Below are 24,563 nucleotides of genomic sequence, written 5' to 3' on the forward strand. Positions count from 1 at the left end.
ACGAATGCTGCCGTCATCCTGCTGGGCGGGAATACCAAGCACGCGCGTGGCGAGAGAGCCGAACAAGGTGCCGAAAGAGGAAGAACCGCCTTTCGGCGGTCCTCCCTGGCGTTAGATAAAAGTGCTCTCGTAGTACTTGTTGACTCGGCTCTCGCTCTGGTCCGACCAGCTCCAACTGCCTTCGTCAGTGTACTTTGGTGCCGCCTTTAGCCGGTCTTCTGTGATGTTCGTCAGGTAACCGCCGAGGCTCTCGTCATACCTCAGCGATTGCCAAGGCAGGGGATAGTAGTCGTCTCCTATCCCTAAGAAGCCGCCGAAACTTAAAACTGCGTACTTCACTTGGCCGCTTCTTTTGTCGATCATAACGCGATCAATACTGCCGATCTCTCGCCGATCGGCGCCGTAGACAGCTGTGCCCTCAACCTTATCACTGCCGATTAGGCTGCTCGTTTCACGATCCTGCATTCCCATTTTAACCCTCCGAATTAGGAGTTCGAATGAGCCATGCCGCGTCTTCAGCGGCACTTACGAAACGGGATAAAGAGGCAAGGGTTTCTGTAAAAAAGATCCTGTGACCGCCTTTTAATGTTCCTGCGAAACAAGCAGCCCGCCCGAGGCGTTGCACTCTTTATTCCATTGAGAGCACAGCGATGGACTACAACCACCTTCAAGACGAGCTGCGACGAATCGAAAACGATGTGGTTGTAGGTGAGCGTCGCTTGGCCGAACTTGAAGCGACGGTCGCGGAGATGAAAAGAGAGAAGCTAGATTTCACTGAGAGGGAAGTCGAGCTGGAAGCCATGCGCGAGAGCCAGCGGCTGCGACAGCAAGAGCGGCTTCGTATCCTTTCGCTGCTGCAACGCTAATCGCGTCAACGCGAGACTGCTCCCTGAACGAAATAGGCCGCAGCATTCGCAAAAATGCTGCGGCCGCTCAAAAGAAGCCGGGTCAAAAAACCTTGGTGAACTATTCAGCCAGCCCCGGTGAAGGAAGCCTAATCCTCACTGAAGTACAGCGCGAGTGATCTGGTCGACCGCTTGGGAAGTTTCGGCAGGTTCCTTAATCTATGTTGGCCTCGAGGGGTGGCCCGCCGACCAGCCGCGACCCCAACCCCGAACCAATGCTCGCCCGGCTTTGATGTTGAAGGCCAGTGAACAGCTCTGCTCATTTGCACACGCTAATGCGACCGCCGTTTCTGGAACAAGTCGCCCGCCTTCGGGTAGCTTTCGCCTGCTAACGAGCGGGCAACGATCTTGCTCGGAGCCGCGGAAGAGTACCGGCTACGCGCCGAGTGCACGCCCTGGTATTGGTCGTGCGCTCGCCGCTCACCGAACCATGGTCTCCCGATCCCACGCCTTGTAGTCGGGCGAACCTTGGGGGCGGATGGGACCATCGTAGCCGTACTCCACCATGTGCACGGTCACATAGTCCTCCCCGAGGAATGCGACGCCGTAGGATTGCGGCAGGTCGCAGGCGCTCAGCAGCTTGGTCTCGGAGAACAGCGGAAAGCTCGCATGGTTGGTGCCGCGCAGCGACGAGACGGGAACGCCTGCAATCGAGCCTGCAAGCGGCAAATGACAATGCCCGAAGAAGACGTGGCGGATCTTGTCCCGATAGCGACTGACGAGGCGGCGGAATGGAGCCGCGTCGAGCAGGCCGATCTGGTCGAACGGGACGAGATGCACCGGCATGGGATTGTGGTGCATGAAGAGCAGGAACGGTCCCTCGTGCTCGGAAAGCCGCGCCTCGAGCCAGCCGAGACGATCGTCGCAATAGCGGCCGGCGTGTGTTTCCGGATGGGCGGTGTCGAGAAACAGGCAGCGGCCGGCGGCGGTATCGTGGATGCCCTGGACGAAGCTGTTGTCGTCGGCGAGGTCGGGGAAGACGCTCAGGAAGGCGGAGCGTCGGTCGTGGTTGCCGATGCACAACCGCACTGGCAGCGGATATTCGTCGAGGCGCTGCTTCAGCCATTGATAATCGGCGAGGTCGCCCCAGTCCGAGAGATCGCCGGTGATCACCATCAATTCGGCGTCGTGATGATCGTCCAGCGCATGCGCCAGCGCCCGCTCGAAATTGGCGCGCGGATCGCGGCCGCCGATGGTCGAGCCCGGCGCCGTCAGGTGAATGTCGCTCAAATGAAGCAGTTTCATCGCTATCTCCAGTCATTGAGGCGACACGGGGTGCCGGAGCACCCCGTGCCGGCGGAACGTCGGGACGCTCAGCGCGCCGCGCCGGTGGTCTTCGGCAGCAGCTTCTGCACGTCCGCGCTCATGTCGGCGAGAACGGCTTCGGGCTCCTTGGCGCGGGCGCCCGAGATGATCGAGTTGAGATGATCCTTGATCACGTCCGTGATCTTCAGGCCGTTGTCGCCGGGGAAGGCGTACCATTTGGTGAGCAGCGCGAGTTGGCTGACCGCGGTGTAGTTATTGGGGTTCTTGACGTAGAAGTCCTTCAGGTAGACGTCGTTGGCGACCTTGTTCGGCGGCATGTAGCCCGTGGTCTCCGCCATGATCGCGGCACCCTTGGGGCCGGTCCAGAACTTCACCGCTTCCCAGGCGGCGTCGCGCTTGGCCTTGTCCTTGGCGAGGATCAGCACGACATTGCCGCCGGCCGGCAGCCTGCCGCTCGGAGCGACGACGTCCGGGAAGGGTATCGTCTTCAGCGCGAACTTGCCGCCTGTCATCTGCGTGACCTTGTTGAGGTCAGAGGTCGAGGTGATGTGGAAGCCGGTCTTGCCGGCCGCGAACGCCGCACGCATCGACGGCTGGTCGAGATTGGGCATGCCGCCCTCGTTGACGAGCCGCGCAATCGTGTTGATGGCCAACTTGCCTTCCGTCCCGTCGAACGCGACCTTGGTCTCGTCGGCGTTGAGCATGGTGCCGCCGCGCGCGAACACCGGCGCCTGCCACAGCCAGTTGCCGGTGATGTCCCAGGCATAGGTGACGCCGTTGGTGTCGTTGCCGAGCGCCTTGATCTTCTTGGCGAGCGCGATCAGCTCGTCCCAGCTCTTCGGCAAATTGTTCACGTCTCCGCCGGCTTGCTTCACGAGGTCGAGATTGACGTAGACGATGGGCAGGGAGATCGCGAACGGAAGGGCGTAGACCTTACCGCTGGCGGCGCCGATGTCGAACATCGCCTGGTGGAAGCCCTGCTTGTCGAAATCCTTTTCGGCCGCGATGTAGCCGTCGAGCTCGGCCGGGATGTTCTTGTCGACCAGGACGCGGATGCGGTTCAGGCCCTGGAAGGAGACATCAGGCATCTGGTTGGTCACGGCTTCGCGCAGCACCTTCTGGGTGGCGTCCTCGTAGGATTCGTAAGGTGCCCGCATCGTGACCTTGATCTCCGGGTGCACCTTGGCGAACTCGTCGGCGATGCGCTTGTGGGTCTCGGTGAACAGCTCCGGATAGGGATACTGCATCACGATCTCGGTCTGGGTCTGCGCGAGCGCAGATCCGGCCGCAAGCGACAGGGCCGCCGCGGCGATGATGGACTTCAGCATGGATACACTCCTGTTTGAGGTGACGTGGTTACTTGATCCCGGTGAGGGTGATGCCCTCGATGAAACGGCGCTGGGCGAAGAGGAAAGCGATGACGAGCGGCGCGATGATCACCATCGCCGCGGCCATCAGCGGGCCGTAGCTGGTGCCGGCCTCGCTGTTGCGGAAATGCGCGACCGCAAGCGGCGGCGTACGCAGCTGCTCGCTGTTGAGCACGATCAGCGGCCAGAAGTAGTCGTTCCAGTGCGCAACCACGGAGAAGATGCCGAAGGCGGTGACAGCCGGGATCGCGGCCGGCAGCATCACCCGCCAGACGATGCCGAATTCGGAGATGCCGTCCATGCGCGCGGCATCGACGAGATCGTCGGGCACCGTCTTGAAGAACTGGCGCATCAGGAAGATGCCGAAGACCGAGATCGTGAAGGGCAGGACGAGCGCGGCATAGCTGTCGAGCAGCCCGGCCTTGTGCAGCATCAGGAAGACGGGGACCGCGGTTGCCTGCGGGGGGATCAGGATCCCGAACAGCACGAGCGCAAACAGCGTCTCGCGGCCGAGGAAGCGAAGCTTTGCGAGCGCGTAGGCCGCCGGCAGCGCCACCATGATCTGCAGCACGAAGATCGAGATCGTGACGATGACGCCATTGAGCAGGAACCGCAGCAGATTGGCCTTGGCGAAGGCCTCGCGCAGGTTCTCCGCCAGCGCGAGCTGGTGCGGGATCAGGTGCAACTCGCTGGAAAAGATCTCGGTCTGCGGCTTGGAGGCGGTCGAGATCATCCAGATGAAGGGCGCCAGCATTAGCGCGGCGCCCGCGATCAGGAGCACGTGGCGGAGGATCGCCCGGAACGGGATGGAATGTGCGTTGCTCATGTGTAGTGCACCCCGCGATCGGCGAGCCTCGATTTGACCAGCGTGAGCAGGAGGACGAAGACCAGGAAGACGACGGTGATCGCCGCGGCATAGCCCGAGCGGAAGAATTCGAAGCCTTCCGTGTACATGGTGTGGATCAGCACCTCGGTCGATTTCGACGGGCCGCCCTTGGTCAATACGTGCACGGTGTCGAACACCTGGAAGGAGCGGATGCCGGAGATCACGACGACGAAGGTCGTGACCGGCCCCAGCATCGGCCAGGTCACGAGGCGGAAGCGAGCCCAGCCGCTCGAGGCGCCGTCGATCTCGGCCGCCTCGTAGAGCTGCTTGGGAATCGAGACGAGGCCGGCGAGGAACAGCACCATGTTGAAGCCGACCGCCTGCCAGATGCCGATCGCGCACAGCGCATAGAGCGCCGTGCTGCGGTCCTGCAGCCAGGCAAAGGCTGGCAGGCCAGCGCCGCGCAAGATCCCGTTTACCAGGCCGAATTGCGGGTGCAGCATGAACTCCCACACGACGGCCATCGCGATCAGGGTCGCCATGACAGGCAGGAAATAGATCGTCCGGTAAAGGCTGCGCAGGCTGGTGCCGCTCTGGATCAGCAGCGCGATCGCAAGACCTGCGATCACGGCACCGGGCACCACGATCAGGACGTAAGCCAGCGTGTTGCGCAGCGCGGTCCAGAACACCTTGTCGGCGAACAGGTCCTGGTAGTTGGCCAGCCCGATCCAGGAGAAATGCGGCGCGCCGAGCTGATAGTCGGTGAAGGAGAGGGCGATCACGCCGGCGAGCGGGCCAAGCAGCATGATCAGCATCAGCGCCGCGGCCGGCGTCACCAGGGCGTAAGCGGAGTATGTGCGTCGGCTGCCGTGGGCCGGCAGTGTGCGCCGTGCCGCGCCTGCGGGAACGGCGGCCGCGCCAATCGTCATGGAGCCGTCAGACATGGGCGGGCTCACGGATGCGCTCGGGCTGCTCCACTCTGAGTTCGATCCGCTTGCCGGCCGGATCGAAAATCCGCACCGCGTCGGGGGCGAAACCGAACGCGACGGAGCTGGCCATCGCTGGCAAATGCCTGACGTCCGCAAGCCGCGCGATCAGGCGCAGTCCGGCGCCTTCGATCGCAAGGTGCACGAATGCCTCGGCGCCGAGATTCTCCAGATGGACGACGGTTCCGGAGAATGGCCCCGTGCCGAGGTCGATCCGCTCCGGGCGGACGCCGACGCGGCATTCGCCGGCCGCCGCACTGCACGCAAGCTTCAGGGCGGTCCCCAGCACGTCGACGCCGCCGTCCGTCCGGATCCGGCCGGGAAGGACGTTGATCTTGGGGCTGCCGATGAATTCGGCAACACGGATGTCGTTAGGGTGATTGTAGATCTCCGCAGGCGTTCCGGCCTGGATCAATTCCCCGCCCATCATGACGGCGATCCGGCTCGACATCGTCATCGCCTCGGCCTGGTCGTGCGTGACGTAGACGAACGTCGCCTTGAGACGGCGATGCAGCTCGGCGAGCTCTGCGCGCATATGGACGCGCAGCTTTGCGTCGAGATTGGAGAGCGGCTCATCGAACAGGAAAGCCCGCGGCTCGCGCACCATGGCGCGTCCCACCGCGACGCGTTGCCGCTGTCCACCAGACAACTGCCCGGGCTTGCGCCGCAGCAATGGAGCGATGTCGAGTTGCTCGGCAATCCCCTCGACGTCGGCGCGAATGTGCCGTTCCTTGGCGCGTCGGCCCGGCAGCAGGGGGCCGAGCAGCGGCAGCCGTTCGATCGCCGAGAGGCGCCGCATCCGCAACGGCACGGCAATGTTGTCGAAGGTACTCAGATGCGGATAGAGCGCGTAGGATTGGAACACCATTGCGAGGTTGCGCGCGCTCGGGCGGATGGCGTCCACGGGGCGGCCGTCAATATGGACCTGGCCGGAATTCTGCGGTTCGAGCCCGGCAATGATGCGGAGCAGGGTCGATTTGCCGCAGCCGGAGGGACCGACCAGCGAGATGAACTCGCCGTCCTCAATTCGGAAATCGATGCCCTTCAGGACGTCGGCGCCGTCAAAGGATTTGCGGATCGCGGAAAGTTCGATTTGCGCCATGCGCTCTGTCCCCTGCTGGCCTGTTGCGGCGCACGAGGAGTTAAGGAGCGCATCTGACATTCACATTACGGTCAATGGCGGTCCCTATGGTCATCCCAGGTTTTGGTTTTGCCGGGTCCAGAGGACGGGGAGTATCGATTTTGGGGTTGTTGTGGTGGCGTTGACGTCGTCGCGCGTCCGGGCGGTGAATGCGGTGTTCGAGACCGGCAGCTTCGCGGCCGGCGCAAGGCGGTTGCGGGTGTCGCAACCGTCAGTTGCCCAACTGGTGCGCGATCTGGAGGCCGAGTTCGCGGTTGCGCTGTTCGACCGGCACGGCCAGAGTCTGATCGCGACACCGCTGTGCCGGCGGCTCTACGCAGCGACGAGCCGGATGCAGGCGATCGAGGCGGACGCACTGGCCATCCTGCAGCAGCGCGACGAGCTCACGGGGGGTGAGCTTCGCATCGGGCTCGGCAATGCCATGCCGGGCATGGCGCTGATCGCGGCGTTCCGCAATCTTTATCCGAAGATCCAGATCAACATCGAGATCGGCAGCTGGTCGGCGATCATGGCCGCGGTGGTCGACCAGCGTGTCGACATCGCCGTGTTGCCGGAGGTGCCGCAGGACAACCGCTTCCGGCGCGAGCCCTGCGTGCAGCAGCGCGTCGTGGCGATCTGTCATCCCGTTCACGAGCTCAGTCGCCAATCGCGCGTGTCGATCGCCGGCCTCGTGCAATATCCGCTGGTCTTTCGCACCCGGGATTCCGCGACGCAGCGCGCCGTGGACAGGGCGTTTCGCGTCGTCAACCTGCGCGCCAGTCCGGCGATCATCGTCAATACACGCGAGGGGATGCTGGAGGCGGTCGCCAACCGGCTCGGTGTCGGCTTTGTCTGGGAGCACGGCTCGAGCCGTATCGATCGGATCGCGAAGGTGGCGATCACGGAGATCGAGGCGGATTCGCCCGAATTCATCTTCTCGCTGGCCGGCAAGCGCGGCAAGCTGGTCGAGCTGTTCTATCTCGCCAGAAGTCTTTCGCGCACGACCGACGGCGTCGACATCCTGGCCGCGCCCTGACGAGGCCGCCAGGTCCGGGGCCTTCCCGCCACCTTTGGTTGTTGTTAACTGTGACGACAGCCGTGATGTTGCGCAGCGGGACGACAAGATATTTACGTATTTTTGCTCCGGGAATTGGTTACCCTGGCCAAGATGGGCTATGCTCCCGCCGCGTCGAAGACAAGAACGAGACGTCGGGAGTGGCATGGGACACGAGCGGCGGACAGGGCTGCATCCATGATAACTTTACCGAGACTGGCGGCCGAAACCCTCGAGAAAATGCTGGGCTCGTTCATGCGTCGCCGGTACGACGAAACCTATGCCAGGGTTCTGGAGGGCTCGACGCGCACGGCGATGGAATGCATCGGCAACAGCGACGCGCTCTATCACAACATCGAGCATACGATGCTGGTGACGCTCGCCGCCCAGGCGATCCTCACCGGACGCAATCTCCATGCGCATCTTGATGCAGAAGATTACCTCCACATCCTGATAGCCTGCCTCGCGCATGACATCGGCTATGTCCGCGGCCTGTTTCCGGAGGACGACGAAGACGGGTTCATCATCGACGAGGCCGGGACCAAGGTATCGCTGCCCCGCGGCGCGTCGGATGCCAGTCTGATGATGTATCACGTCGATCGCTCGAAGCTCTTCGTGCGGCGGCGGTTGCCGCCCATCCGCGGCATCGACTCCGAGCGCGTCGCCCGTGCCATCGAGGGGACGCGCTTTCCGGCCCGTGAAGGGCAGGAATATGACGACGAAGCCTCGATCCTGCGCGCGGCCGATTTCATCGGACAGCTCGGCGATCCCAACTATCTGCGCAAGGCCAACGCGCTCTACTACGAGTTCGAGGAGGTCGGCATCAACCGTCAGCTCGGCTACGACTCGCCCGCCGACATCATAAACCGCTACCCGCAATTCTATTGGAATAGCGTCGCACCGCACATCCAGACCGAGATCGGTTATCTCAACAAGACCGAGATCGGTCGGCAATGGATCGCCAACCTCTACAGCAACGTGTTCCGCGCCGAACGCGATATCTCGCTGTCCGGTCCGCAGAGATAGGCCGGGCTACGATCGCGATCACTCCGCGAGACATGCATGCAACAGAAAACCATCGCCACCGACGTCCTCGACATCGCCTACCGCGAGTACGGCGTGTCGGACGGCTGGCCCTGCATCCTCGGGCACGGCTTTCCCTATGACGTGAACGCCTACGCGGACGCCGCGCCGATCATTGCCGAGGCAGGCGCGCGGGTGCTGGTGCCCTGGCTGCGCGGCTACGGCCCGACGCGGTTTCGTTCCGCCGGGACGCTGCGCTCCGGCGAGCAGGCGGCGCTTGGCGCCGATCTTCTTGCCTTCATGGATGCGCTCGGCATCGAGCGCGCCATCGTCGGTGGCTATGACTGGGGCGGGCGCGCGGCTTGCGTTGTCTCGGCGCTCTATCCGGAGCGCGTGATCGGGCTCGTCTCCGGCAATTCCTACAACATCCAGAACATCGCCCGCGCCATGGAGCCGGCCTCGCCGCCGGAGGAGGCGGCGCTCTGGTATCAATATCTCTTCCACAACGAACGCGGCCGCCGCGCGCTGGAGCGCAACCGCCGCGGCTTTGCCCGCCAGCTCTGGACGATGTGGTCGCCGAAATGGGCATTCGACGACGCGACGTTCGAGACGAGCGCTGTGTCCTTCGACAATCCCGATTTCGTCGATGTCGTGATCCACTCCTACCGCCATCGCTACGCGCTGGTGGCGGGCGACCCCGCCTATGCTGCGATCGAGGCCCGGCTTGCCGCGCAGCCGCCGATCCGCGTCCCGACGATTGCAATCGATGGCGACAGCGACGGCGTCAATCCGGGCACCGCCCACCACGCGCGCAAGTTCGAGGGATTCTTTGAGCGGCGCGTCTTCAAGGATGCAGGCCACAATTTGCCGCAGGAGCGACCCGCCGAATGGGCCCAGGCCGTGCTCGACATTCGCAACGCCGCCGAGCGCGCCTGATCATTGCGGGACACAGCAGACGGATTCGCCGCATTCGATCTTGATTTGCGTCAATGTTGCTGCCGGTGAGGAGTGTTCTGCTGGCTGTCGTCCCGGTCCGGATGGTGCTATCTTGAATTGTGCCTCCGGGCTTTGCAAGAGGAGTGGCGGCCATGACGAGTGCTTCGGATACGTCTCACCATGCGAGCCTCGGCTCGGGTATCGCCGCGCTGCACGCCAAATGGGGCTGGATCGTCGCGCTCGGCGTCGTCTATCTGATCGCCGGCTTCGTCGCGCTCGGCAGCGTCGTGATGGCGACGGTGGCGAGCGTGATCGTGGTTGGCGCGATGATGATCGTGGCCGGTGTCGCCGAGGTGATCGGCGCATTCCAGGTGAAGAGCTGGGGCAAATTCCTGATCTGGGCGCTGCTCGGCGTGCTCTATATCGTTGCCGGCTTCCTGACCTTCGAGAATCCGCTGTTCGCGGCAGTCCTGCTGACGCTGTTTTTGGGGGCATCGCTGATCGCCTCGGGCGCCGTCAGGCTGTTTCTCGCCTTCAGCATGAAACGCGAGAGCCCGTGGGTGTGGGTTGCGCTCTCCGGCGCGATCACGTTGCTGCTCGGCCTGCTCATCGTGGCGCGCTGGCCGGTGAACAGCGTCTACATCCTCGGCCTGTTTCTCGGTATCGACCTGATCATGGCTGGTGCCGGCTGGATCAGCCTCGGCCTTGGCTTGAAGCGACGCGGCTAGGCGCAGGTCTCTCATCGCCTCCGATGGAGGTGAAGCGCAGACTCATATGCTGAGCCGACCCCGAGCCATCAGCAACTCGACGCAAGACCGTGTTGTGGAACTCCGCTGATCTGACGCGCTGACGAAAAGCAGCACGCCGCGTGACTGCCTCGCGCGGCGATAATCAGTGGGAGAAACCATGAAAGCCGCTTTGGTCCTGGCCGCAGCGCTGGCTGCCGCCTGCGTTTCCGCCCCTGTCTCCGCGCAGAAATCCTACGGTCCTGGCGTCAGCGACACCGAGATCAAGATCGGCAACACCATGCCCTATAGCGGCCCGGCCTCGCCGCTCAGCATCACCGGCCGGGTGATCTCCGCCTATTTCGACGAGATCAACGAGAAAGGCGGCGTCAACGGCCGCAAGCTCAATCTGATCTCGCTGGACGACGCCTTCTCTCCGCCGAAGACCATGGAGGCGGCACGGCGCCTCGTCGAGGGTGAAGGCGTCGCCTTCATCTTCGCGACCATGGGCACCGCGCCAAGCTCGGCCATCGCGAAGTATCTCAACGGCAACAAGGTGCCGCAGCTTTTCTTGATCAGCTCGGCGTCGAAGTGGAACGATCCCGCCAACATGCCCTGGTCGATGGCGCTGCCCTGGGCGCCGAACTACACCAGCGAGGCCGCGATCGACGTCGCCTATGCCCGCGCCAAGAACCCGAATGCGCGCTTCGCGGTGCTCTATCAGAACGACGATGCCGGCAAGGAATATCTGCGCGGCGTCAAGGAGGCGCTCGGCGCCGACGCCGACAAGGCGATCGCGATGGCCTCGAGCTTCGAGGTCGCCGACCCCACCGTCGATTCGCAGGTGCTGACGCTGGCCAATACCAAGGCCGACGTCTTCCTGATCTATTCGGTGACGCCGCGCGCCTGCGCGCAGGCGATCCGAAAAGCTCATGAGGTCGGCTGGCAGCCGACGCGCTTTATCGCGAGCGGCTGCGCCAACAAGGCCACGGTGATGGTGCCGGCCGGGCTCGACGCCGGCAAGGGCGTGCTCTCGCTCGGCTCGCTCAAGCCGTTCGTCGCCGAGCCGAAGAACGATCCGGCGATGACGGCCTATATCGATTTCATGAAGCGGCGCCTGCCCAACGCCGACGTCAACAACGTCGCCGGGCTCTACGGCTACACCGTCGCCGAGGCGCTGGTGGTGCTGCTGAGGCAGTGCAAGGACAACCTGACGCGCGAGAACATCATGGCGCAGGCCGCCAACCTGAAGAACGTGCCGCTGTCGCTGCTGATGCCCGGCATCACCCTCAACACCACGCCGCAGGACTTCCGCCCGATCAAGGACGGCTACATGCTCCAGTTCGACGGCAACGATTGGGTCGTGGCGAGCGAGCTCCTGCGCGGGACGTGATGGGTGGGCCGCAGAGACGGTGTACCCTCTTCCCTTGTGGGAGAGGGTGGATGCGCGAAGCGCAGCCGGGTGAGCGGCATGGCTCCGCCAGTCGTCTCTGCATTTGAACGCTCGGAGACAACCCTCATCCGGCGCCATAGCCGAAGCTTTGCTTCGGCGTTCTTAGGAACGGCTGCCGAAGGCAGCCTATGCCACCTTCTCCCAAAGGGGAGAAGGGAACAGGAGCCCACGATGGACTTTCAACACTCTCCCCGTTCGCTCGAGTTGCAGGACCGCGTCCGCCAGTTCATGCGGACGCATGTCGAGCCGGTCGAGGAGCTCTATTACGAGCAGGTCAAGCCGGAAGCATCGCGCTACAAGACGCCGCCAGTCTTGCAGGATCTGAAGCGGCTGGCGCGGGAGCAGGGGCTCTGGAATCTGTTTCTATCCGGCGAGCACGGACCGGGGCTCACCAACCTCGAATATGCGCCCGTGAAGGAGATCATGGGCCGCATCCTCTGGGCGCCCGAGGTGTTCAATTGCTCGGCGCCCGATGTCGGCAACATGGAGGTGCTGGCGAACTACGGCACGCCAGCGCAGCAGGAGCGCTGGCTGAAGCCGCTGCTGGAAGGGCGCATCCGCTCCGGCTTCTCGATGACGGAGCCCCAGGTCGCCTCCAGCGACGCCACCAACATCCAGTGCGAGATCCGCCGCGACGGCGGCGACTACGTCGTCAACGGCCGCAAATGGTTCACGTCAGGCGCGATGAACGAAGATTGCGAGATCCTGATCGTGATGGGCAAGACCGCGCCGGATCATCCCGACCGCCATCGCCAGCAATCCATGATCCTGGTGCCCCGAAATACGCCCGGCGTGCGCATCGTCCGCGACATGCTCACTTACGGCTATGACGATGCGCCGGTCGGCCACCCCGAGATCGTCTACGAGAACGTCCGCGTGCCCGCGGAGAACATTTTGCTCGGCGAAGGCCGCGGCTTCGAGATCGCGCAAGGCCGGCTCGGCCCCGGCCGCATCCACCACTGCATGCGGCTGATCGGCTGTGCCCAGCGCGCGCTGGAATTGATGTGTCGGCGCGTGGTCTCGCGCACGGCTTTCGGCAAGCCGCTCGCCGAGCAGGGCTCGGTGCGCGAGGACATCGCGCACTCCTTCTGCGAGATCGCGCAAGCGCGCCTATTGACGCTGCAGGCCGCCGACAGGATGGACCGCGACGGCAACAAGGCTGCGCGCGACCTGATCGCCGCCGCCAAGATCGTGGTCCCCAGCATGGCCGCCCGCGTCATCGACCGTGCCATCCAGATCCACGGCGCCGCCGGCGTCTCGCAGGATACGTTCCTCGCGCGTGCCTACGTCTACGCCCGCTTCATCCGCATCGGCGATGGGCCGGATCAGGTGCATCTGGCTGCGGTGGGCAAGGAGCTGATCCGGCGGGGCGGGGTGATGGGGTAGTGGTGCTGTGCGCCGCGCCACGCACCCTCGATGCGGGCCAGAGCATTGTCCGCTTTCTGCTCAGGAGCTGCGCCGTCACCACTTGGCGCAACAGAGCCGTTCAAATGCGGAAAGCCTCATCTGATTGCGGGATAGGCGCGCGAGGGCGCCTGGCGACGATGGCCCCGCAATCCATCGGGTTTTACGATGGGATGCTGTCGACATGTTTCGCTGCGTCGTACCCTTCTCGGGCGATCTGTGGGCAGCTCACGAACGAGCATGAATCCGGCTCCAATGGCAGGCTTCGAGAACGCCGAACGCACATCATTCGCTTGGCGCTTTGATGCTGCGGGGCAGGGGCAACGCACGCGCCACCGGCACGATGCGATGTCAGTATTCTGAAATGGGCAGCGGAGAACCGCGACCAAGTTAAGTCCACCCGGCGGTCCATTCATGCCTTACCGGCGACGGCGGACAGGGGGCGCCGCAGGTAAGTCCCGCTGCCAAATCGTCCCATTGTCAAATTGGATCAGCATTCCATCCGGTGAATAGACTGCGCTTTGATCGAACGCATCGACCCAGATCCGGTTGGCCGGCGAATACCAATCGGGCCAAGCACGAGATGGCAAACCGGCTTCAGTCAACAGATTGAGTTCGGGCCCATTCTGGGTGACATAGGCCGGCAGGTCCCCCCGGCACATCTGAATGCATCTGTAGACTCCGGTGAGGTTGATCGACTGAGCCGAAGCGCCCGAGGCGACGATCGCCGCGACCGCACCAGCAATGAGAGACAGCTTCCTGTTGGCCATGAACTTGCTCCTGGAAGGGATTTGCTACTGCTTGTTTCGATTCTTGCTGCCCCCTCTGAGGGGTGAGGCCGGCGCCACCGCACTTGCCGTGTCCGTCATCTGAATGCAGGTGAGCAGATCGACATAGCTTTGGATTCCGCCGGTGGTCGCTTCACCCTCGCACGCGTCGCGAAGAGCGGGCTTGACGGTCAACCAGACTGTAGCCAGTTGCTCTTGCGCCGCGGTCTCGTCACGCATGCAATCTGAAAAGCTCTGCGGCAGCGCGAGCCCCATCGCCTTGTCGGTTTCGGAGGTGGCCTTGCAGAGCGCTTCTACCCGCAGCTCGGGAAGGCGATCGGATACCGGCACGAACGAGTGGCTTCCGAGCATCGCGAATGAGAACACGATCGCCTTCATCTATCTCTCCTTCCGCAGCAATGACAAACACGCGCGAGGCTTGAAGGACATGGCAAAACGCCTCAACGAACAGGGGGATAGCCAGCCACACCGTCCAAAACCGTGCGTTGACGCAAATCAAGAGGCTTCGTGGGAATTGCGGCGCGGTTTGCTTGCCGGCCAGGCTGCACGGCAGCATTGAATGATTTCAATGATTTGCCATCGATGTCTCATGCGTGGCGCGGGATACGTACGTCGCCTCGACTGTGTCGGTGGCCGAAGAACGGCTGCGAAAAGAAGGCTTGTCGGGTCCGACGCCGATGCGCGCGAGCTGTTCGCGGAGCCGGCGGTCTCGCGGGGAATGCGGTGCGCCAAGGATGACATTATGCCGGTGTTTTGCCCGACGAGTCAAACGGGCTTCGTAAAATCAGCAGAGCGTCGGGAGCGCCGCTAATTCCTTGATTTAGTTGCTGCCGCTACTGTGCATGGGGTTGTTTTCGCACTTTTTGCTCGATCGGCCCCACCGCCGGCTTTGCGGACCGCGTCTGCTATCCCGCCTTGGCGACGCGGCTGTCTGCCGCGCCGGATCGCAGGTTCTGGAAGAACTTCTCGAGCTCACGCGACAGCGTGTCCGCCGTCGCCGTCAGGCTGCTCGCCGCCGTCAGCACCGAGGATGCCGCAGTGTCGGTCTCGCCGATGGTGTCGCGGAGCGAGGTGATGTTGGCCACGAGCGTCTCGTTGCCCTGCGCGGCGCTTTGCGCGTTGGACGAGATCTCGCGCGTGGCGGCGTCCTGCTGGCTCACGGCGCCGGCGATCGCCGAGGTGACCTCGTTGATCTCGCGGACCGCGCCGCCGATCTCGCGCACGGCGTCGACCGCGTTGCGGGTCGAGGCCTGGATTATCGCGACGTTCTCGCTGATCTCGGCGGTGGCCTTGGCGGTCTGGCCCGCGAGCGCCTTCACTTCGTGGGCGACGACGGCGAAGCCGCGGCCGGCATCACCGGCGCGCGCGGCCTCGATGGTGGCGTTCAGGGCGAGCAGATTGGTCTGCTCGGCGATCGCCTGGATCAGGCTGAGCACGCCGTCGATGCGCTGCGTGGCCGCGGCGAGGCTCTCGATCTCGGAGATCGACTTCTCGGTGCGCTGGCCGGTCTGCTCGACCGCGCCGGCGCTCTGGCGCACCTGGCGGCCGATCTCCACCACCGAGGCTGACAGTTCTTCCGCTGCGCCGGCCACCGCCGTGACGTTGTGCGAGGCCTGCTCTGTGGCGTTCGCCGCCGTGCCGGCGCGGCTGTTCGCGTCCGCGGTGACGCGGGTGATGGTCTGCGCGGTCTCGCGCATCACCGAGGCGTTGTCGCTGAGGCCGCGCATGATCGCGCCGATCGCCTCGCGAAACTGCTCGACGGACCGTTCGATGTGGCGGGCACGCTCCTCGCGCGCGGCGGCGTCGTGCGACACTTGCGAGGCGAGGTTGCGGTTGCGGCCCATGGCGTCCTGGAAGACCTGGATGGCGCGGGCCAGTGCGCCGATCTCGTCGGCGCGGCCGGAGTGCGGCACCACGACGTTTTCGGCGCCGTCGGCGACCTGCTTGATGGTGGCGGTGATCGAGGCGAGCGGCCGGGCGATCGAGCGGGCGATGATGACGATGCCGATTGCGACGAGGGCCAGCGCCACGCCGCCAAGGCAGGTCAGCACGAACGACAATTCGCGATTGGTCTCGGTCTGCTGCGCGATCTGCCTGGCCCGCTCGGCATAGACCTTGGACAGCGCCTCGAGATCCTTGTTGAGCGCCGAGCGAACGGCGCGGTTGGCGTCGTTGTCACCCCATTCGCGGCCGGCGGCTGCATTGATCTCGACGCCGCGGCGCACCAGCTCTTTGCGGAACTCGACGAACTGCTCGATGCGCTTCTTGAAGGTGGCAAACTGTTCAGCGTCGTCGGCCTTGACGATCGTCTCCCAACGCTTCACGACGTCGAGGATCTGCGCGTTGAACTTGAGCAGGCCATCGCCATATTTCTTCACCACGGCCGGCTCGGTCGACATGTAGACGCCGCGCGATTCCATCACGACCGCATAGACCAGCGAGTTCACCCGCTCGACGTTCAGCGCGGCGGCATTCGCCGTCTCGATCGCGCTGGTCAGGTCGGCGCTGCTGCGGCTGTTGTAGTCGGACAGCATCGCGATCGCGGCCGTGAGCAGCGCCAACAGCGCGAAGATCGCATAGAGCTTGGCGGCAAGCGTGAAACGGCCTGCCAGCTTGGTGGCATTCCCAGATCGGTCTGATGTCATGGTGTGCAGGAGCCCGGAATGGCCCGGAGCGGCCGGTGAACAGGGTCGTGTAGAATTGATGCAAAACTTTGCAGGATGAAGGTGGATGTGGCGTTAACGCGCCCGTCGGCTCCCTTCGTCCTTGGTCGAACGAAAGTAAGATATTTCAGCGTCTTGATCCGAAGGTATAGTTTCAGGACAGTCTTTCAGCATAGTCTTGGGGTCGGCCCTTGGCCGACCAACTCCGGAGAGGCCCGTGGTCTACCGCCACCGCATCGACGCCACGACCTACACCTTCCCTGATCTGCGCGACCTGCTCGCCAAGGCGACACCGCCGCGCTCCGGCGACCGGCTGGCCGGAATTGCCGCTGCCAGTTCCGAGCAAATGATCGCGGCACGGATGGCGCTCGCCGATGTGCCGCTCGGCCAATTCCTCCAGGAAGCCGTCATTCCCTATGAGACCGACGAGGTCACCCGCCTCGTCATCGACAGCCATGACGCCAGGGCCTTTGCGCCCGTGGCATCGCTCACCGTCGGGGCCTTCCGCAACTGGTTGCTGTCCGATGCCGCAACGCCCGATGTCCTGCGCAAGCTGGCCGGCGGCATCACGCCGGAGATGGCGGCCGCGGTGTCAAAGCTGATGCGCAACCAGGATCTGATCCTGGCGGCGCGGAAATGCGAGGTCACCACCGCCTTTCGCAACACCATCGGCCTGAAGGGGCGGATGAGCACGCGGCTCCAGCCCAACCATCCGTTCGACGATGCCAGGGGCATCACCGCCTCGATCCTCGACGGCATCCTGCTCGGGGCCGGCGATGCCTGCATCGGCATCAATCCGGCGAGCGATGATCCGGCCGTGATCGCCCAATTGCTGCGGCTGCTCGACGAGATCATCGCGCGGCTGCAGATCCCGACGCAAGGCTGCGTCCTGACCCATGTCACGACGACGCTGTCACTGATCGGGCAGGGCGTGCCGGTCGACCTCGTCTTCCAGTCGGTCGCCGGCACCGAGGCGGCTAACCGCAGTTTCGGCATCGATCTCGCGCTCCTGAAAGAGGCCCAGCAGGCCGGGCTGTCGCTGCGGCGCGGCACGGTCGGCCGGAACGTGATGTATTTCGAGACGGGCCAGGGGTCGGCGCTGTCGGCGGGCGCCCATCACGGGGTGGACCAGCAGACCTGCGAGGCGCGCGCCTATGCGGTCGCCCGCGCTTTTGCCCCGCTGCTCGTCAACAGCGTGGTCGGCTTCATCGGTCCGGAATATCTCTATGACGGCAAGGAAATCATCCGGGCAGGGCTGGAGGATCATTTCTGCGGCAAGCTGCTCGGCCTGCCGCTCGGGGTCGACATCTGCTACACCAACCATGCCGAGGCGGACCAGGACGACATGGACAATCTCCTGACGCTGCTTGCCGCCGCCGGCGTCACCTTCATCATGGGCGTCCCGGGCGCCGACGACGTCATGCTGAACTACCAGTCGACGTCTTTTCACGACGCGCTCTATGTCCGCGACGTCTTCGGTTTGCGCCGCGCGCCGGAGTTCGACGACTGGCTGGCGCGCTCGGGAATGACAGGCGCCGATTTCCGTCTGGCCGGCGATGCAGGCCTGCTGCCCGATTTTGCCTCGCGGTTGATTGCGTGAGGGGCGGGCCAGCTCGCACCCCGATGAAACTATCGGCGCCTCCCGGAATTGTGCTTCTGCCACAATATTGAGAAATTCCGGCGACAGCATTACCCTGGGTCTGGCTGGCAATTTCCGCACTATCGGTCGAGTGTGGCGGGGGGAGCTTTGATGCGAGCTGAAAGTAACGGAACGTCCCGGCGGATTCTCTGCGTGTTTCCGCGCTACACCTCGTCCTTCGGTACGTTCGAGCATTCCTATCCATTGACCGACGGCGTCCGCGCCTTCATGCCGCCGCAGGGGCTGCTGCTGATCTCCGCCTACCTTCCGAAAGAGTGGCAGGTCAAATTCGTCGACGAGAACCTTCGCCGTACGACGAAGGAGGAATTCGAATGGGCGGAAGCGGTCTTCGTCAGCGGCATGCACATCCAGCGCCAGCAGATGAACGACATCTGCCGCCGCGCCCATGAATTCGATCTGCCGGTCGCGCTCGGCGGGCCCTCGGTCAGCGCCTGCCCGGACTACTATCCGTCCTTCGACTATCTGCATGTCGGCGAACTCGGCGACGCCACCAACCAGCTGATCGAGATCCTGTCGCGCGACACCTCGCGTCCCAAGGCCCAGGTGGTGCTGACCACCAAGGACCGCGTGCCGATGACGGAGTTTCCGATTCCGGCCTACGAGCTCGCCGAGGTGAAGAAGTATTTCCTCGGCAGCATCCAGTACTCCAGCGGCTGTCCCTATCAGTGCGAGTTCTGCGACATCCCCGGACTCTACGGCCGCAATCCGCGCATCAAGTCGCCACAGCAGATCATCGCCGAGCTCGATCGCCTGCGCGAATGCGGCATGACTGACACGGTCTATTTCGTCGACGACAATTTCATCGGCAACCGCAAGGCGGCGCTGGACCTGTTGCCGCATCTGGTCGAATGGCAGAAGCGGACCGGTTACATGGTGCGGCTCGCCTGTGAGGCGACGCTCAACATCGCCAAGAGGCCCGAGATCCTCGAGAAGATGCGCGAGGCCTATTTCGTCACCATCTTCTGCGGCATCGAGACGCCCGATCCCGACGCGCTGAAGGCGATGCAGAAGGACCACAATATGATGGTCCCGATCCTGGAGGGCGTGCGCACGATCAATTCCTACGGCATGGAGGTCGTGTCCGGCATCATCATGGGACTCGATACCGACAAGCCGAACACCTCGGAAGCGCTACTCGCTTTCGTCGAGGAGTCCCGGATTCCGCTGCTCACCATCAATCTGCTCCAGGCGCTGCCGAAGACGCCGCTGTGGGACCGTCTGGATCGCGAGGGCCGCCTGGTCCATGACGACAGTCGCGATTCCAATGTCGACTTCCTGTTGCCTTATGACGAGGTCGTCGCATCCTGGAAGCATGCGATGGCGGTCGCCTACGCGCCCGAGAAGGTTTACGCGCGGTATCAGTATCAATGCGACAATGTTTACGCGCGCCGACTCAAGATGCCGACGCCGGACGAGATGAAGACCTGGCCGAACATCCGGCGCGGTCTCATCATGTTGCGCAACATCTTCTGGAAGGTCGGCGTGCTCGGAGACTACAGGCGCGTGTTCTGGAAGTTCGCCCTTGGACGCATCAAGCGCGGCGACATCGAAGGCCTGATCGGCTGCACGCTGATCGCGCACCATCTCATCACCTTTGCGCGCGCGGCTTCCAGCGGCAAGCAGAACGCCTCGAATTATTCGATCCGCCTGCGCGAAGCCGCCGTTCCCGCCGAATGATGCGATATGTCTGATCCGGCTCCGCCGCGCCGCCCGACCCTCGATTTGCGGGCGTTCACGCCCGCGCGCGTGGCGCTCGGGCGCAGCGGCGCGAGCATGCCGACGAGGGCGCTGCTTGATTTCACGCTGGACCATGCCCGCGCACGCGATGCCGTGCATGCCGCCTTCAATGTGCCGCGTCTGGTCGCCGATCTCGGCGCGCTTGGGCTTGCCGTGACCGAGGTGAGGAGCCAGGCGGTCGATCGCAGCGACTATCTGCGGCGGCCGGACCTCGGACGACAGCTTGACCCCGGCTCGGCGCAGCTTCTGGCACGAAGCGCCTCGGCGCCGTGCCAGCTCGCGCTTGTGATCGGAGGCGGCCTGTCCGCGGCGGCGGTTCACGCCCATGCGACGATCCTGGTGACGCGCCTGTTGCCATTGCTTGCGCAAGGGGATGACGTCGCGATCGGCCATGTCGTTGTCGCATCGGGCGCGCGAGTCGCGCTCGGCGACGAGATTGGCGCCATTCTCGGTGCGCGCATGGTCGTGATGCTGATCGGCGAACGGCCCGGCCTGTCCGCGCCCGACAGTCTCGGCGCCTATCTGACCTTCGACCCGAAGCCCGGCCGTACCGATGCCGAACGCAATTGCGTCTCGAACATCCATCATGCCGGGTTGAGCCATGACGAGGCCGCCTTCAAGATCGCCTGGCTCGTCCGTGAGGGCCTCGCCCGGGGGACCACCGGCGTGGCTCTGAAGGACGAGAGCGCGGACCGGGCGCCGCATCGAATTGGCACAGCCTCGCCGGGATGCTAGGCGGTCGGGACCGGATCGCCGCTTCTTGATCGATTCGGCCAGGCTTCGCCTGCTTGCGAGAAGACCTGTTGACCTGCTAAACCCCTCGCGGCGATTTTCCGCGCATTTTCAAAGGGCAAGCCTCCCATTTGTATGGCGTTCTCAAGCCGTTCGCGGGGCGCAATAAGCTCTCAAGACCGAGCCGATTAGGAACTGGACAAGGCATGCTCGAAAAGCACAGCGAGAATGAGGTTCATGTCGACAAGGTCGAGCAGGGACCTGCGTCCTCGATCGCCTTCGGGCTGGAGCGCCTCGGGCTGATCGCCGTCCGGGCCCCGATCGTCTCCTGCATCGTCCTGCTCGCCCTGATCGTCGGCGCCGTGTTCGGCATCCACAGGATCAAGATCGACGATTCGCTGTCGCAGCTGTTCCGCTCCGACACCCGCGAATTCCGCCAGTACGAAGAGGTGACGAAGAAGTTCCCGGCCGAGGAGTTCGACGTCCTCGTCGTGGTCGAGGGCAAGACCCTGCTGGCACGGAACAACCTGGAGAAGCTGCGCGATTTCGTCACCGACCTGCAGCTGGTCGATGGCACGCGCGGACTGGTCTCGCTGTTCTCGGCACGTCAGGCGCCGGCCCCGGGCAAGCTGCCGGCGGCGCTGTTCCCGGCCGAGTTGCCGGAGGGCGACGCGTACGACAAGTTCATCGAGACCGTCAAAAACAACGAGATCATCCGCGGCAAGCTGCTGTCGGAAGACGGCACGCTGGCGCTCATCGTGCTGTCGCTTGATCCCGAAGTGGTCGCCTCCAACAAGCTGACCAAGACCGTCGCCGACATCCGCGCGCTGATGAAGGAGGACCTCGGCGACACCGGGCTCAACGTGCAGCTCTCCGGCGTGCCGGTGATGCAACTCGAGATCCGTAACGCGGTCGAGCGCGACGGGCTGACCTACAACATCCTCGGCATTCTCGCGGGCTGCATCATCGCCATCATCTTCTTCCGCAAGATCTCGTTCATGATCGCCGCGGCGTTTCCGCCGATGATCGCGATCCTGCTGGCGCTCGGCGCGCTCGGCTGGGCCAATTTCAACCTCAACATGTTCCTGAACGTGATGACGCCACTCATCATGGTCATCAGCTTCTCGGACTCGATGCAGCTCACCTTCGCCGCGCGCGACCGGCTGATTGCAGGACAGGACAAGTTCACCGCGTTCAAGAACGCGGTGCTGGTGGTGGGACCCGCCTGCGTGCTGACGCATGGCACGGCCGGCATTTCCTTCATCGCGCTGCAATTTTCCGACTCCGACCTGATCCGCAAGTTCGGTGAGGCAGGTCTCGCCGCCACTATCATCGCGCTGGTCGCGGTGCTGTCGCTGGTGCCGGTATTCGGCGTGCTGTTCGTGCGCAACGAGAAGGTCTTTGCGGTCAAGTTCCAGGGCGCCGATGCAGGCGTCCAGGCGCTGCGCAATTTCTGCTACTGGATCGCGGTGCGCATGGTGGGCCGTCCCGGCTTGTTCAGCCTGATCGCGGTGCTGTTCGTCGGCGGCCTCGGCGTCATCTATGCCAATCTGGAGCCGCGCTACCGGCTCGCCGACCAGGTGCCGGATAAGCGTCAGGCGGTCGCCGCCAGCGACCGGCTCGATGCCAAGCTGACCGGCGCCAACCCGGTCAACGTGCTGATCCAGTTCCCCAAGGGCGAATCGCTCTATTCGCCGGAGACGCTCCAGACCATCGCCGACGTGCATGCGACCGTGGAGAAGACGGCCGGTGTCGGCAACGTCTGGTCGCTGGAGACGCTGCGCCGCTGGCTGGCCGAAAAGGCGGGCAGCGCCGACGTCGCGACGTTGAAGGAATATGTCAACGTCATCCCCGAGCACCTGGTGCGGCGGTTCATCGATGCCGAGCAGGACGCCGTCGTGGTCGCCGGCCGCGTACCGGACAAGGATTCCAGCCAGCTCCTGCCGATCGTCGACAAGCTCGACCACGAGCTCGACGCCGTCCGCAAGAAGCATCCCGGCTACGAGATCGCGGTCACGGGTCTTGCCGCCATCGCTGCGCGCAACTCGGCCAGCATGATCGAGAAGCTGAACCACGGCCTCACCATCGAATTCGCGCTGGTCGCGATCTTCATCGGCCTCGCCTTCCGCTCCTGGGTGGTGATGCTCGCCTGCATCCTGCCGGGTATCTTCCCGGTGGTGATGTCGGGAACGGTTCTGTGGGCGATGGGCGAGGGCCTGCAATTCGCCAGCGTCGTCGCGCTCACCGTCTCGTTCGGCCTGGGCTTGAGCGCGACCATCCACTTCCTCAACCGCTTGAGGCTCGAGAGCAAGCCGGGCGTCGGCTCGGCGCTCGCGGTGGAGCGGGCCACCGTGCTGGTCGGCCCGGCGCTGATCCTGACCACGGTGGTGCTGGCCTGCGGCCTCGTCGTCACCGTGTTCTCGGACCTGCCGTCGCTGCGGCTGTTCGGCTGGCTCAGCGCCTTCTCGATGGTCATGGCCCTCGTCGCCGACCTCTTCATCCTGCGGCCGACGGCGATGTGGCTGATCAATCTGCATGGCAAGCTGCAGGGCACCGACAAGCCGGCGATCTGAGCGGCTTCATCTGATCCAGGTCAACAAAAAGCCCCCGGCTCGCGAGAGCCGGAGGCTGTATCCTTTCGCAGCGGAAAGGGCGTCAGCCCTTCGTCATCGTGATGTTGACGCCGCGGATCTCGCCCTTGGAGCTGATCTGCACCGTCTGCTTGCTGCCGTTGGTGCGCAGCGAGAGGTTGGCGGCAAAGCCGTTGGCCTCGACGAACACGTCGATCTGGCCGCCGCCGGCGGTGCCCTGCAGATTGCCGAAGATGTTGCGGCTGGACTCGCTCCAATTGCCGGAGATGCGCTCGCCCTGGCTCGTCACGTCGCTGGTGAGGTTGAACTTGTAGCTGTCGGACGCGCAGTGCAGCGCCTGCTTCAGGTTGAGGCCGCTGCCGCCGACCTTGTAGTCCGCCTTGCAGCGAATGCGCTCGGTGGAGCCGTCGGACAACGACACCGTGCCGGTGCCGGTCCATGCGCCATCGAAACCGGCAAACGGTCCGGACGACTGAGCATGGCTCGCCGAAACGGAGAAGAGCAGCGCCGCACCGATGCCGGCCGCCTTGATTGCCAGTCCAGTTCGCCCAATGAATTTCATCGCAATTATCCCGTTTTGGAACGACGCTCGCTTACGATCGAGAACGTCTCGCCACATCGAAAGTTTAGTGCTTCGAGCCAGTGTCAGGTTCAAAGCCTGGCCACCAGAGATGGCGGCTCGCGAGGTCCAGCGCCAGCCTTGATCCGACGATTTGCCTTGTTTCGGCATCTTTCTGGCAGGAAAGGCATGGCGGACAGATGCAGCGCTGCAACAGGTGTGCAGTAAAACGCAGATTCCCTGAATTATGACGTAGTATCAACCCCTTACATCTGCGAATGAAGGCGCGGGGAAGGCCGGATTCGGCGGCCGCGGTGCCAATTTGGCCGCATTTGCCGGTGCTTGTGCCTTCTCTGGGCCGCCGCTCCTGCGGCGACTTGCCATCAGAACAATCCGCTCCGGTCGTCCGCCCTGTGCAGTCCGGGTCCGGTGCGATTCTGCCGTCAGAATGAAGGAATACAATGCGTAATCTTCTCGTCGCTCTCACCCTGCTGTCGGCATCCCTTTCGACCGCGGCGTTCGCTCAGCAAGGGCGTGGCACGGATGCCGAGCAGAAGGCCTGCACGCGCGACGTGCAGAAGTTCTGCCGTCCGGTCATCGATCAGGGCGATTTCACCATCCTCGCCTGCCTCAAGGAGAACCGGGCCAAGATCTCGCAGGCCTGCGACCAGGTGCTGAAGAACCACAACCAGTAAGAGCTCTTGGCCACTGGCCGACAAAGGCGGCCCAGGCGCCGCCTTTTCGGGCTGATCGGCAAAGGGCAGCCAT

At 63.9% G+C, this 24,563-nt stretch carries 22 protein-coding genes; 12 read left to right on the forward strand and 10 right to left on the reverse strand.

Going from position 1 to position 24,563, the window contains the following annotated elements:
- Window positions 1–111 precede the first annotated feature (111 nt).
- The gene (locus EHH60_RS17730; RefSeq protein WP_124160747.1) at window positions 112–471 is read right to left on the reverse strand and encodes a PRC-barrel domain-containing protein; all 360 of its coding nucleotides are present in this window, start codon (window positions 469–471) and stop codon (window positions 112–114) included.
- A 179-nt stretch (window positions 472–650) separates the two neighbouring features.
- On the opposite strand from EHH60_RS17730, the gene EHH60_RS17735 reads away from it, so the two are divergent.
- A complete protein-coding gene (locus EHH60_RS17735; protein WP_124160748.1) occupies window positions 651–866 on the forward strand; it encodes a hypothetical protein in 216 nt (71 codons plus the stop codon).
- Between the two features lie 459 nt (window positions 867–1,325).
- Here EHH60_RS17735 and EHH60_RS17740 read toward each other — a convergent pair whose 3' ends face one another.
- The 5 genes from EHH60_RS17740 to EHH60_RS17760 all read right to left on the reverse strand — a co-directional run bounded on the left by EHH60_RS17740 (window position 1,326) and on the right by EHH60_RS17760 (window position 6,452).
- Window positions 1,326–2,150: a phosphodiesterase gene (locus EHH60_RS17740; RefSeq protein WP_124160749.1), complete on the reverse strand. Its 825-nt coding sequence runs from the start codon at window positions 2,148–2,150 to the stop codon at window positions 1,326–1,328.
- A gap of 68 nt (window positions 2,151–2,218) precedes the next feature.
- Window positions 2,219–3,499, reverse strand: coding sequence for an ABC transporter substrate-binding protein (locus EHH60_RS17745; protein WP_124160750.1), 1,281 nt, complete (start codon window positions 3,497–3,499; stop codon window positions 2,219–2,221).
- A 28-nt stretch (window positions 3,500–3,527) separates the two neighbouring features.
- Window positions 3,528–4,364, reverse strand: coding sequence for a carbohydrate ABC transporter permease (locus tag EHH60_RS17750; RefSeq protein WP_124160751.1), 837 nt, complete (start codon window positions 4,362–4,364; stop codon window positions 3,528–3,530).
- Window positions 4,361–5,308 carry a carbohydrate ABC transporter permease gene (locus EHH60_RS17755; protein ID WP_124160752.1) on the reverse strand — a complete coding sequence of 316 codons (948 nt, stop codon included), beginning with the start codon at window positions 5,306–5,308 and terminating at the stop codon, window positions 4,361–4,363. Before EHH60_RS17755 ends, EHH60_RS17750 begins: the two co-directional genes overlap by 4 nt.
- Window positions 5,301–6,452: an ABC transporter ATP-binding protein gene (locus tag EHH60_RS17760; RefSeq protein ID WP_124160753.1), complete on the reverse strand. Its 1,152-nt coding sequence runs from the start codon at window positions 6,450–6,452 to the stop codon at window positions 5,301–5,303. Before EHH60_RS17760 ends, EHH60_RS17755 begins: the two co-directional genes overlap by 8 nt.
- 154 nt (window positions 6,453–6,606) lie before the next feature.
- Between EHH60_RS17760 and EHH60_RS17765 the strand changes: the two genes are divergently transcribed.
- The 6 genes from EHH60_RS17765 (at window position 6,607) to EHH60_RS17790 (ending at window position 13,047) form a co-directional block, all read left to right on the forward strand.
- Window positions 6,607–7,506, forward strand: coding sequence for a LysR family transcriptional regulator (locus EHH60_RS17765; protein WP_124160754.1), 900 nt, complete (start codon window positions 6,607–6,609; stop codon window positions 7,504–7,506).
- A gap of 216 nt (window positions 7,507–7,722) precedes the next feature.
- Window positions 7,723–8,550 carry an HD domain-containing protein gene (locus tag EHH60_RS17770; RefSeq protein WP_124160755.1) on the forward strand — a complete coding sequence of 276 codons (828 nt, stop codon included), beginning with the start codon at window positions 7,723–7,725 and terminating at the stop codon, window positions 8,548–8,550.
- A gap of 36 nt (window positions 8,551–8,586) precedes the next feature.
- Window positions 8,587–9,483 carry an alpha/beta fold hydrolase gene (locus EHH60_RS17775; protein WP_124160756.1) on the forward strand — a complete coding sequence of 299 codons (897 nt, stop codon included), beginning with the start codon at window positions 8,587–8,589 and terminating at the stop codon, window positions 9,481–9,483.
- Between the two features lie 152 nt (window positions 9,484–9,635).
- A complete protein-coding gene (locus EHH60_RS17780) occupies window positions 9,636–10,211 on the forward strand; it encodes an HdeD family acid-resistance protein (RefSeq protein WP_124160757.1) in 576 nt (191 codons plus the stop codon).
- A gap of 178 nt (window positions 10,212–10,389) precedes the next feature.
- Window positions 10,390–11,601 (forward strand): ABC transporter substrate-binding protein, encoded by a 1,212-nt coding sequence (locus EHH60_RS17785; protein WP_124160758.1) that lies wholly within the window; start codon window positions 10,390–10,392, stop codon window positions 11,599–11,601.
- Window positions 11,602–11,832: 231 nt separating this feature from the next.
- Complete coding sequence (locus EHH60_RS17790) at window positions 11,833–13,047, forward strand: acyl-CoA dehydrogenase family protein (RefSeq protein ID WP_124160759.1); 1,215 nt, start codon at window positions 11,833–11,835, stop codon at window positions 13,045–13,047.
- Window positions 13,048–13,484: 437 nt separating this feature from the next.
- Here the strand turns inward: EHH60_RS17790 and EHH60_RS17795 are convergent, their stop codons facing one another.
- From EHH60_RS17795 to EHH60_RS17805, 3 genes are all read right to left on the reverse strand, one after another.
- A complete protein-coding gene (locus EHH60_RS17795; RefSeq protein ID WP_124160760.1) occupies window positions 13,485–13,835 on the reverse strand; it encodes a hypothetical protein in 351 nt (116 codons plus the stop codon).
- A 24-nt stretch (window positions 13,836–13,859) separates the two neighbouring features.
- Window positions 13,860–14,231, reverse strand: coding sequence for a hypothetical protein (locus EHH60_RS17800; protein WP_124160761.1), 372 nt, complete (start codon window positions 14,229–14,231; stop codon window positions 13,860–13,862).
- Window positions 14,232–14,758: 527 nt separating this feature from the next.
- Window positions 14,759–16,498, reverse strand: coding sequence for a methyl-accepting chemotaxis protein (locus EHH60_RS17805; protein ID WP_124160762.1), 1,740 nt, complete (start codon window positions 16,496–16,498; stop codon window positions 14,759–14,761).
- 235 nt (window positions 16,499–16,733) lie between these two features.
- On the opposite strand from EHH60_RS17805, the gene EHH60_RS17810 reads away from it, so the two are divergent.
- The 4 genes from EHH60_RS17810 to EHH60_RS17825 all read left to right on the forward strand — a co-directional run bounded on the left by EHH60_RS17810 (window position 16,734) and on the right by EHH60_RS17825 (window position 23,218).
- Window positions 16,734–18,116, forward strand: a complete 1,383-nt coding sequence (locus tag EHH60_RS17810) for an ethanolamine ammonia-lyase subunit EutB (protein ID WP_124160763.1) — start codon at window positions 16,734–16,736, stop codon at window positions 18,114–18,116.
- A gap of 150 nt (window positions 18,117–18,266) precedes the next feature.
- The gene (locus tag EHH60_RS17815) at window positions 18,267–19,853 is read left to right on the forward strand and encodes a B12-binding domain-containing radical SAM protein (RefSeq protein ID WP_124160764.1); all 1,587 of its coding nucleotides are present in this window, start codon (window positions 18,267–18,269) and stop codon (window positions 19,851–19,853) included.
- A 6-nt stretch (window positions 19,854–19,859) separates the two neighbouring features.
- A complete protein-coding gene (gene eutC, locus EHH60_RS17820; protein ID WP_124160765.1) occupies window positions 19,860–20,648 on the forward strand; it encodes an ethanolamine ammonia-lyase subunit EutC in 789 nt (262 codons plus the stop codon).
- 203 nt (window positions 20,649–20,851) lie between these two features.
- A complete protein-coding gene (locus EHH60_RS17825; protein WP_124160766.1) occupies window positions 20,852–23,218 on the forward strand; it encodes an efflux RND transporter permease subunit in 2,367 nt (788 codons plus the stop codon).
- Between the two features lie 82 nt (window positions 23,219–23,300).
- Here the strand turns inward: EHH60_RS17825 and EHH60_RS17830 are convergent, their stop codons facing one another.
- Window positions 23,301–23,798, reverse strand: a complete 498-nt coding sequence (locus EHH60_RS17830) for a hypothetical protein (RefSeq protein ID WP_061878080.1) — start codon at window positions 23,796–23,798, stop codon at window positions 23,301–23,303.
- Window positions 23,799–24,256: 458 nt separating this feature from the next.
- On the opposite strand from EHH60_RS17830, the gene EHH60_RS17840 reads away from it, so the two are divergent.
- Entirely contained in the window at window positions 24,257–24,490 is a 234-nt protein-coding gene (locus EHH60_RS17840; RefSeq protein ID WP_025035011.1) for a hypothetical protein, read from the forward strand.
- The last annotated feature ends 73 nt before the right edge of the window (window positions 24,491–24,563 follow it).

Source organism: Bradyrhizobium sp. RP6 (genome assembly GCF_003837805.1).
GTDB lineage: Bacteria > Pseudomonadota > Alphaproteobacteria > Rhizobiales > Xanthobacteraceae > Bradyrhizobium.

Bases quoted from the DNA above. Each gene is read 5' to 3' on its own strand.
- EHH60_RS17755 (WP_124160752.1), bottom strand. From the start codon at position 5,308: ATGTCTGACGGCTCCATGACGATTGGCGCGGCCGCCGTTCCCGCAGGC.
- EHH60_RS17745 (WP_124160750.1), bottom strand. From the start codon at position 3,499: ATGCTGAAGTCCATCATCGCCGCGGCGGCCCTGTCGCTTGCGGCCGGA.
- EHH60_RS17760 (WP_124160753.1), bottom strand. From the start codon at position 6,452: ATGGCGCAAATCGAACTTTCCGCGATCCGCAAATCCTTTGACGGCGCC.
- EHH60_RS17775 (WP_124160756.1), top strand. From the start codon at position 8,587: ATGCAACAGAAAACCATCGCCACCGACGTCCTCGACATCGCCTACCGC.
- EHH60_RS17770 (WP_124160755.1), top strand. From the start codon at position 7,723: ATGATAACTTTACCGAGACTGGCGGCCGAAACCCTCGAGAAAATGCTG.
- EHH60_RS17805 (WP_124160762.1), bottom strand. From the start codon at position 16,498: ATGACATCAGACCGATCTGGGAATGCCACCAAGCTGGCAGGCCGTTTC.
- EHH60_RS17815 (WP_124160764.1), top strand. From the start codon at position 18,267: ATGCGAGCTGAAAGTAACGGAACGTCCCGGCGGATTCTCTGCGTGTTT.
- EHH60_RS17730 (WP_124160747.1), bottom strand. From the start codon at position 471: ATGGGAATGCAGGATCGTGAAACGAGCAGCCTAATCGGCAGTGATAAG.
- EHH60_RS17740 (WP_124160749.1), bottom strand. From the start codon at position 2,150: ATGAAACTGCTTCATTTGAGCGACATTCACCTGACGGCGCCGGGCTCG.
- EHH60_RS17800 (WP_124160761.1), bottom strand. From the start codon at position 14,231: ATGAAGGCGATCGTGTTCTCATTCGCGATGCTCGGAAGCCACTCGTTC.
- EHH60_RS17825 (WP_124160766.1), top strand. From the start codon at position 20,852: ATGCTCGAAAAGCACAGCGAGAATGAGGTTCATGTCGACAAGGTCGAG.
- EHH60_RS17735 (WP_124160748.1), top strand. From the start codon at position 651: ATGGACTACAACCACCTTCAAGACGAGCTGCGACGAATCGAAAACGAT.
- EHH60_RS17790 (WP_124160759.1), top strand. From the start codon at position 11,833: ATGGACTTTCAACACTCTCCCCGTTCGCTCGAGTTGCAGGACCGCGTC.
- eutC (WP_124160765.1), top strand. From the start codon at position 19,860: ATGTCTGATCCGGCTCCGCCGCGCCGCCCGACCCTCGATTTGCGGGCG.
- EHH60_RS17840 (WP_025035011.1), top strand. From the start codon at position 24,257: ATGCGTAATCTTCTCGTCGCTCTCACCCTGCTGTCGGCATCCCTTTCG.
- EHH60_RS17795 (WP_124160760.1), bottom strand. From the start codon at position 13,835: ATGGCCAACAGGAAGCTGTCTCTCATTGCTGGTGCGGTCGCGGCGATC.
- EHH60_RS17750 (WP_124160751.1), bottom strand. From the start codon at position 4,364: ATGAGCAACGCACATTCCATCCCGTTCCGGGCGATCCTCCGCCACGTG.
- EHH60_RS17785 (WP_124160758.1), top strand. From the start codon at position 10,390: ATGAAAGCCGCTTTGGTCCTGGCCGCAGCGCTGGCTGCCGCCTGCGTT.
- EHH60_RS17830 (WP_061878080.1), bottom strand. From the start codon at position 23,798: ATGAAATTCATTGGGCGAACTGGACTGGCAATCAAGGCGGCCGGCATC.
- EHH60_RS17780 (WP_124160757.1), top strand. From the start codon at position 9,636: ATGACGAGTGCTTCGGATACGTCTCACCATGCGAGCCTCGGCTCGGGT.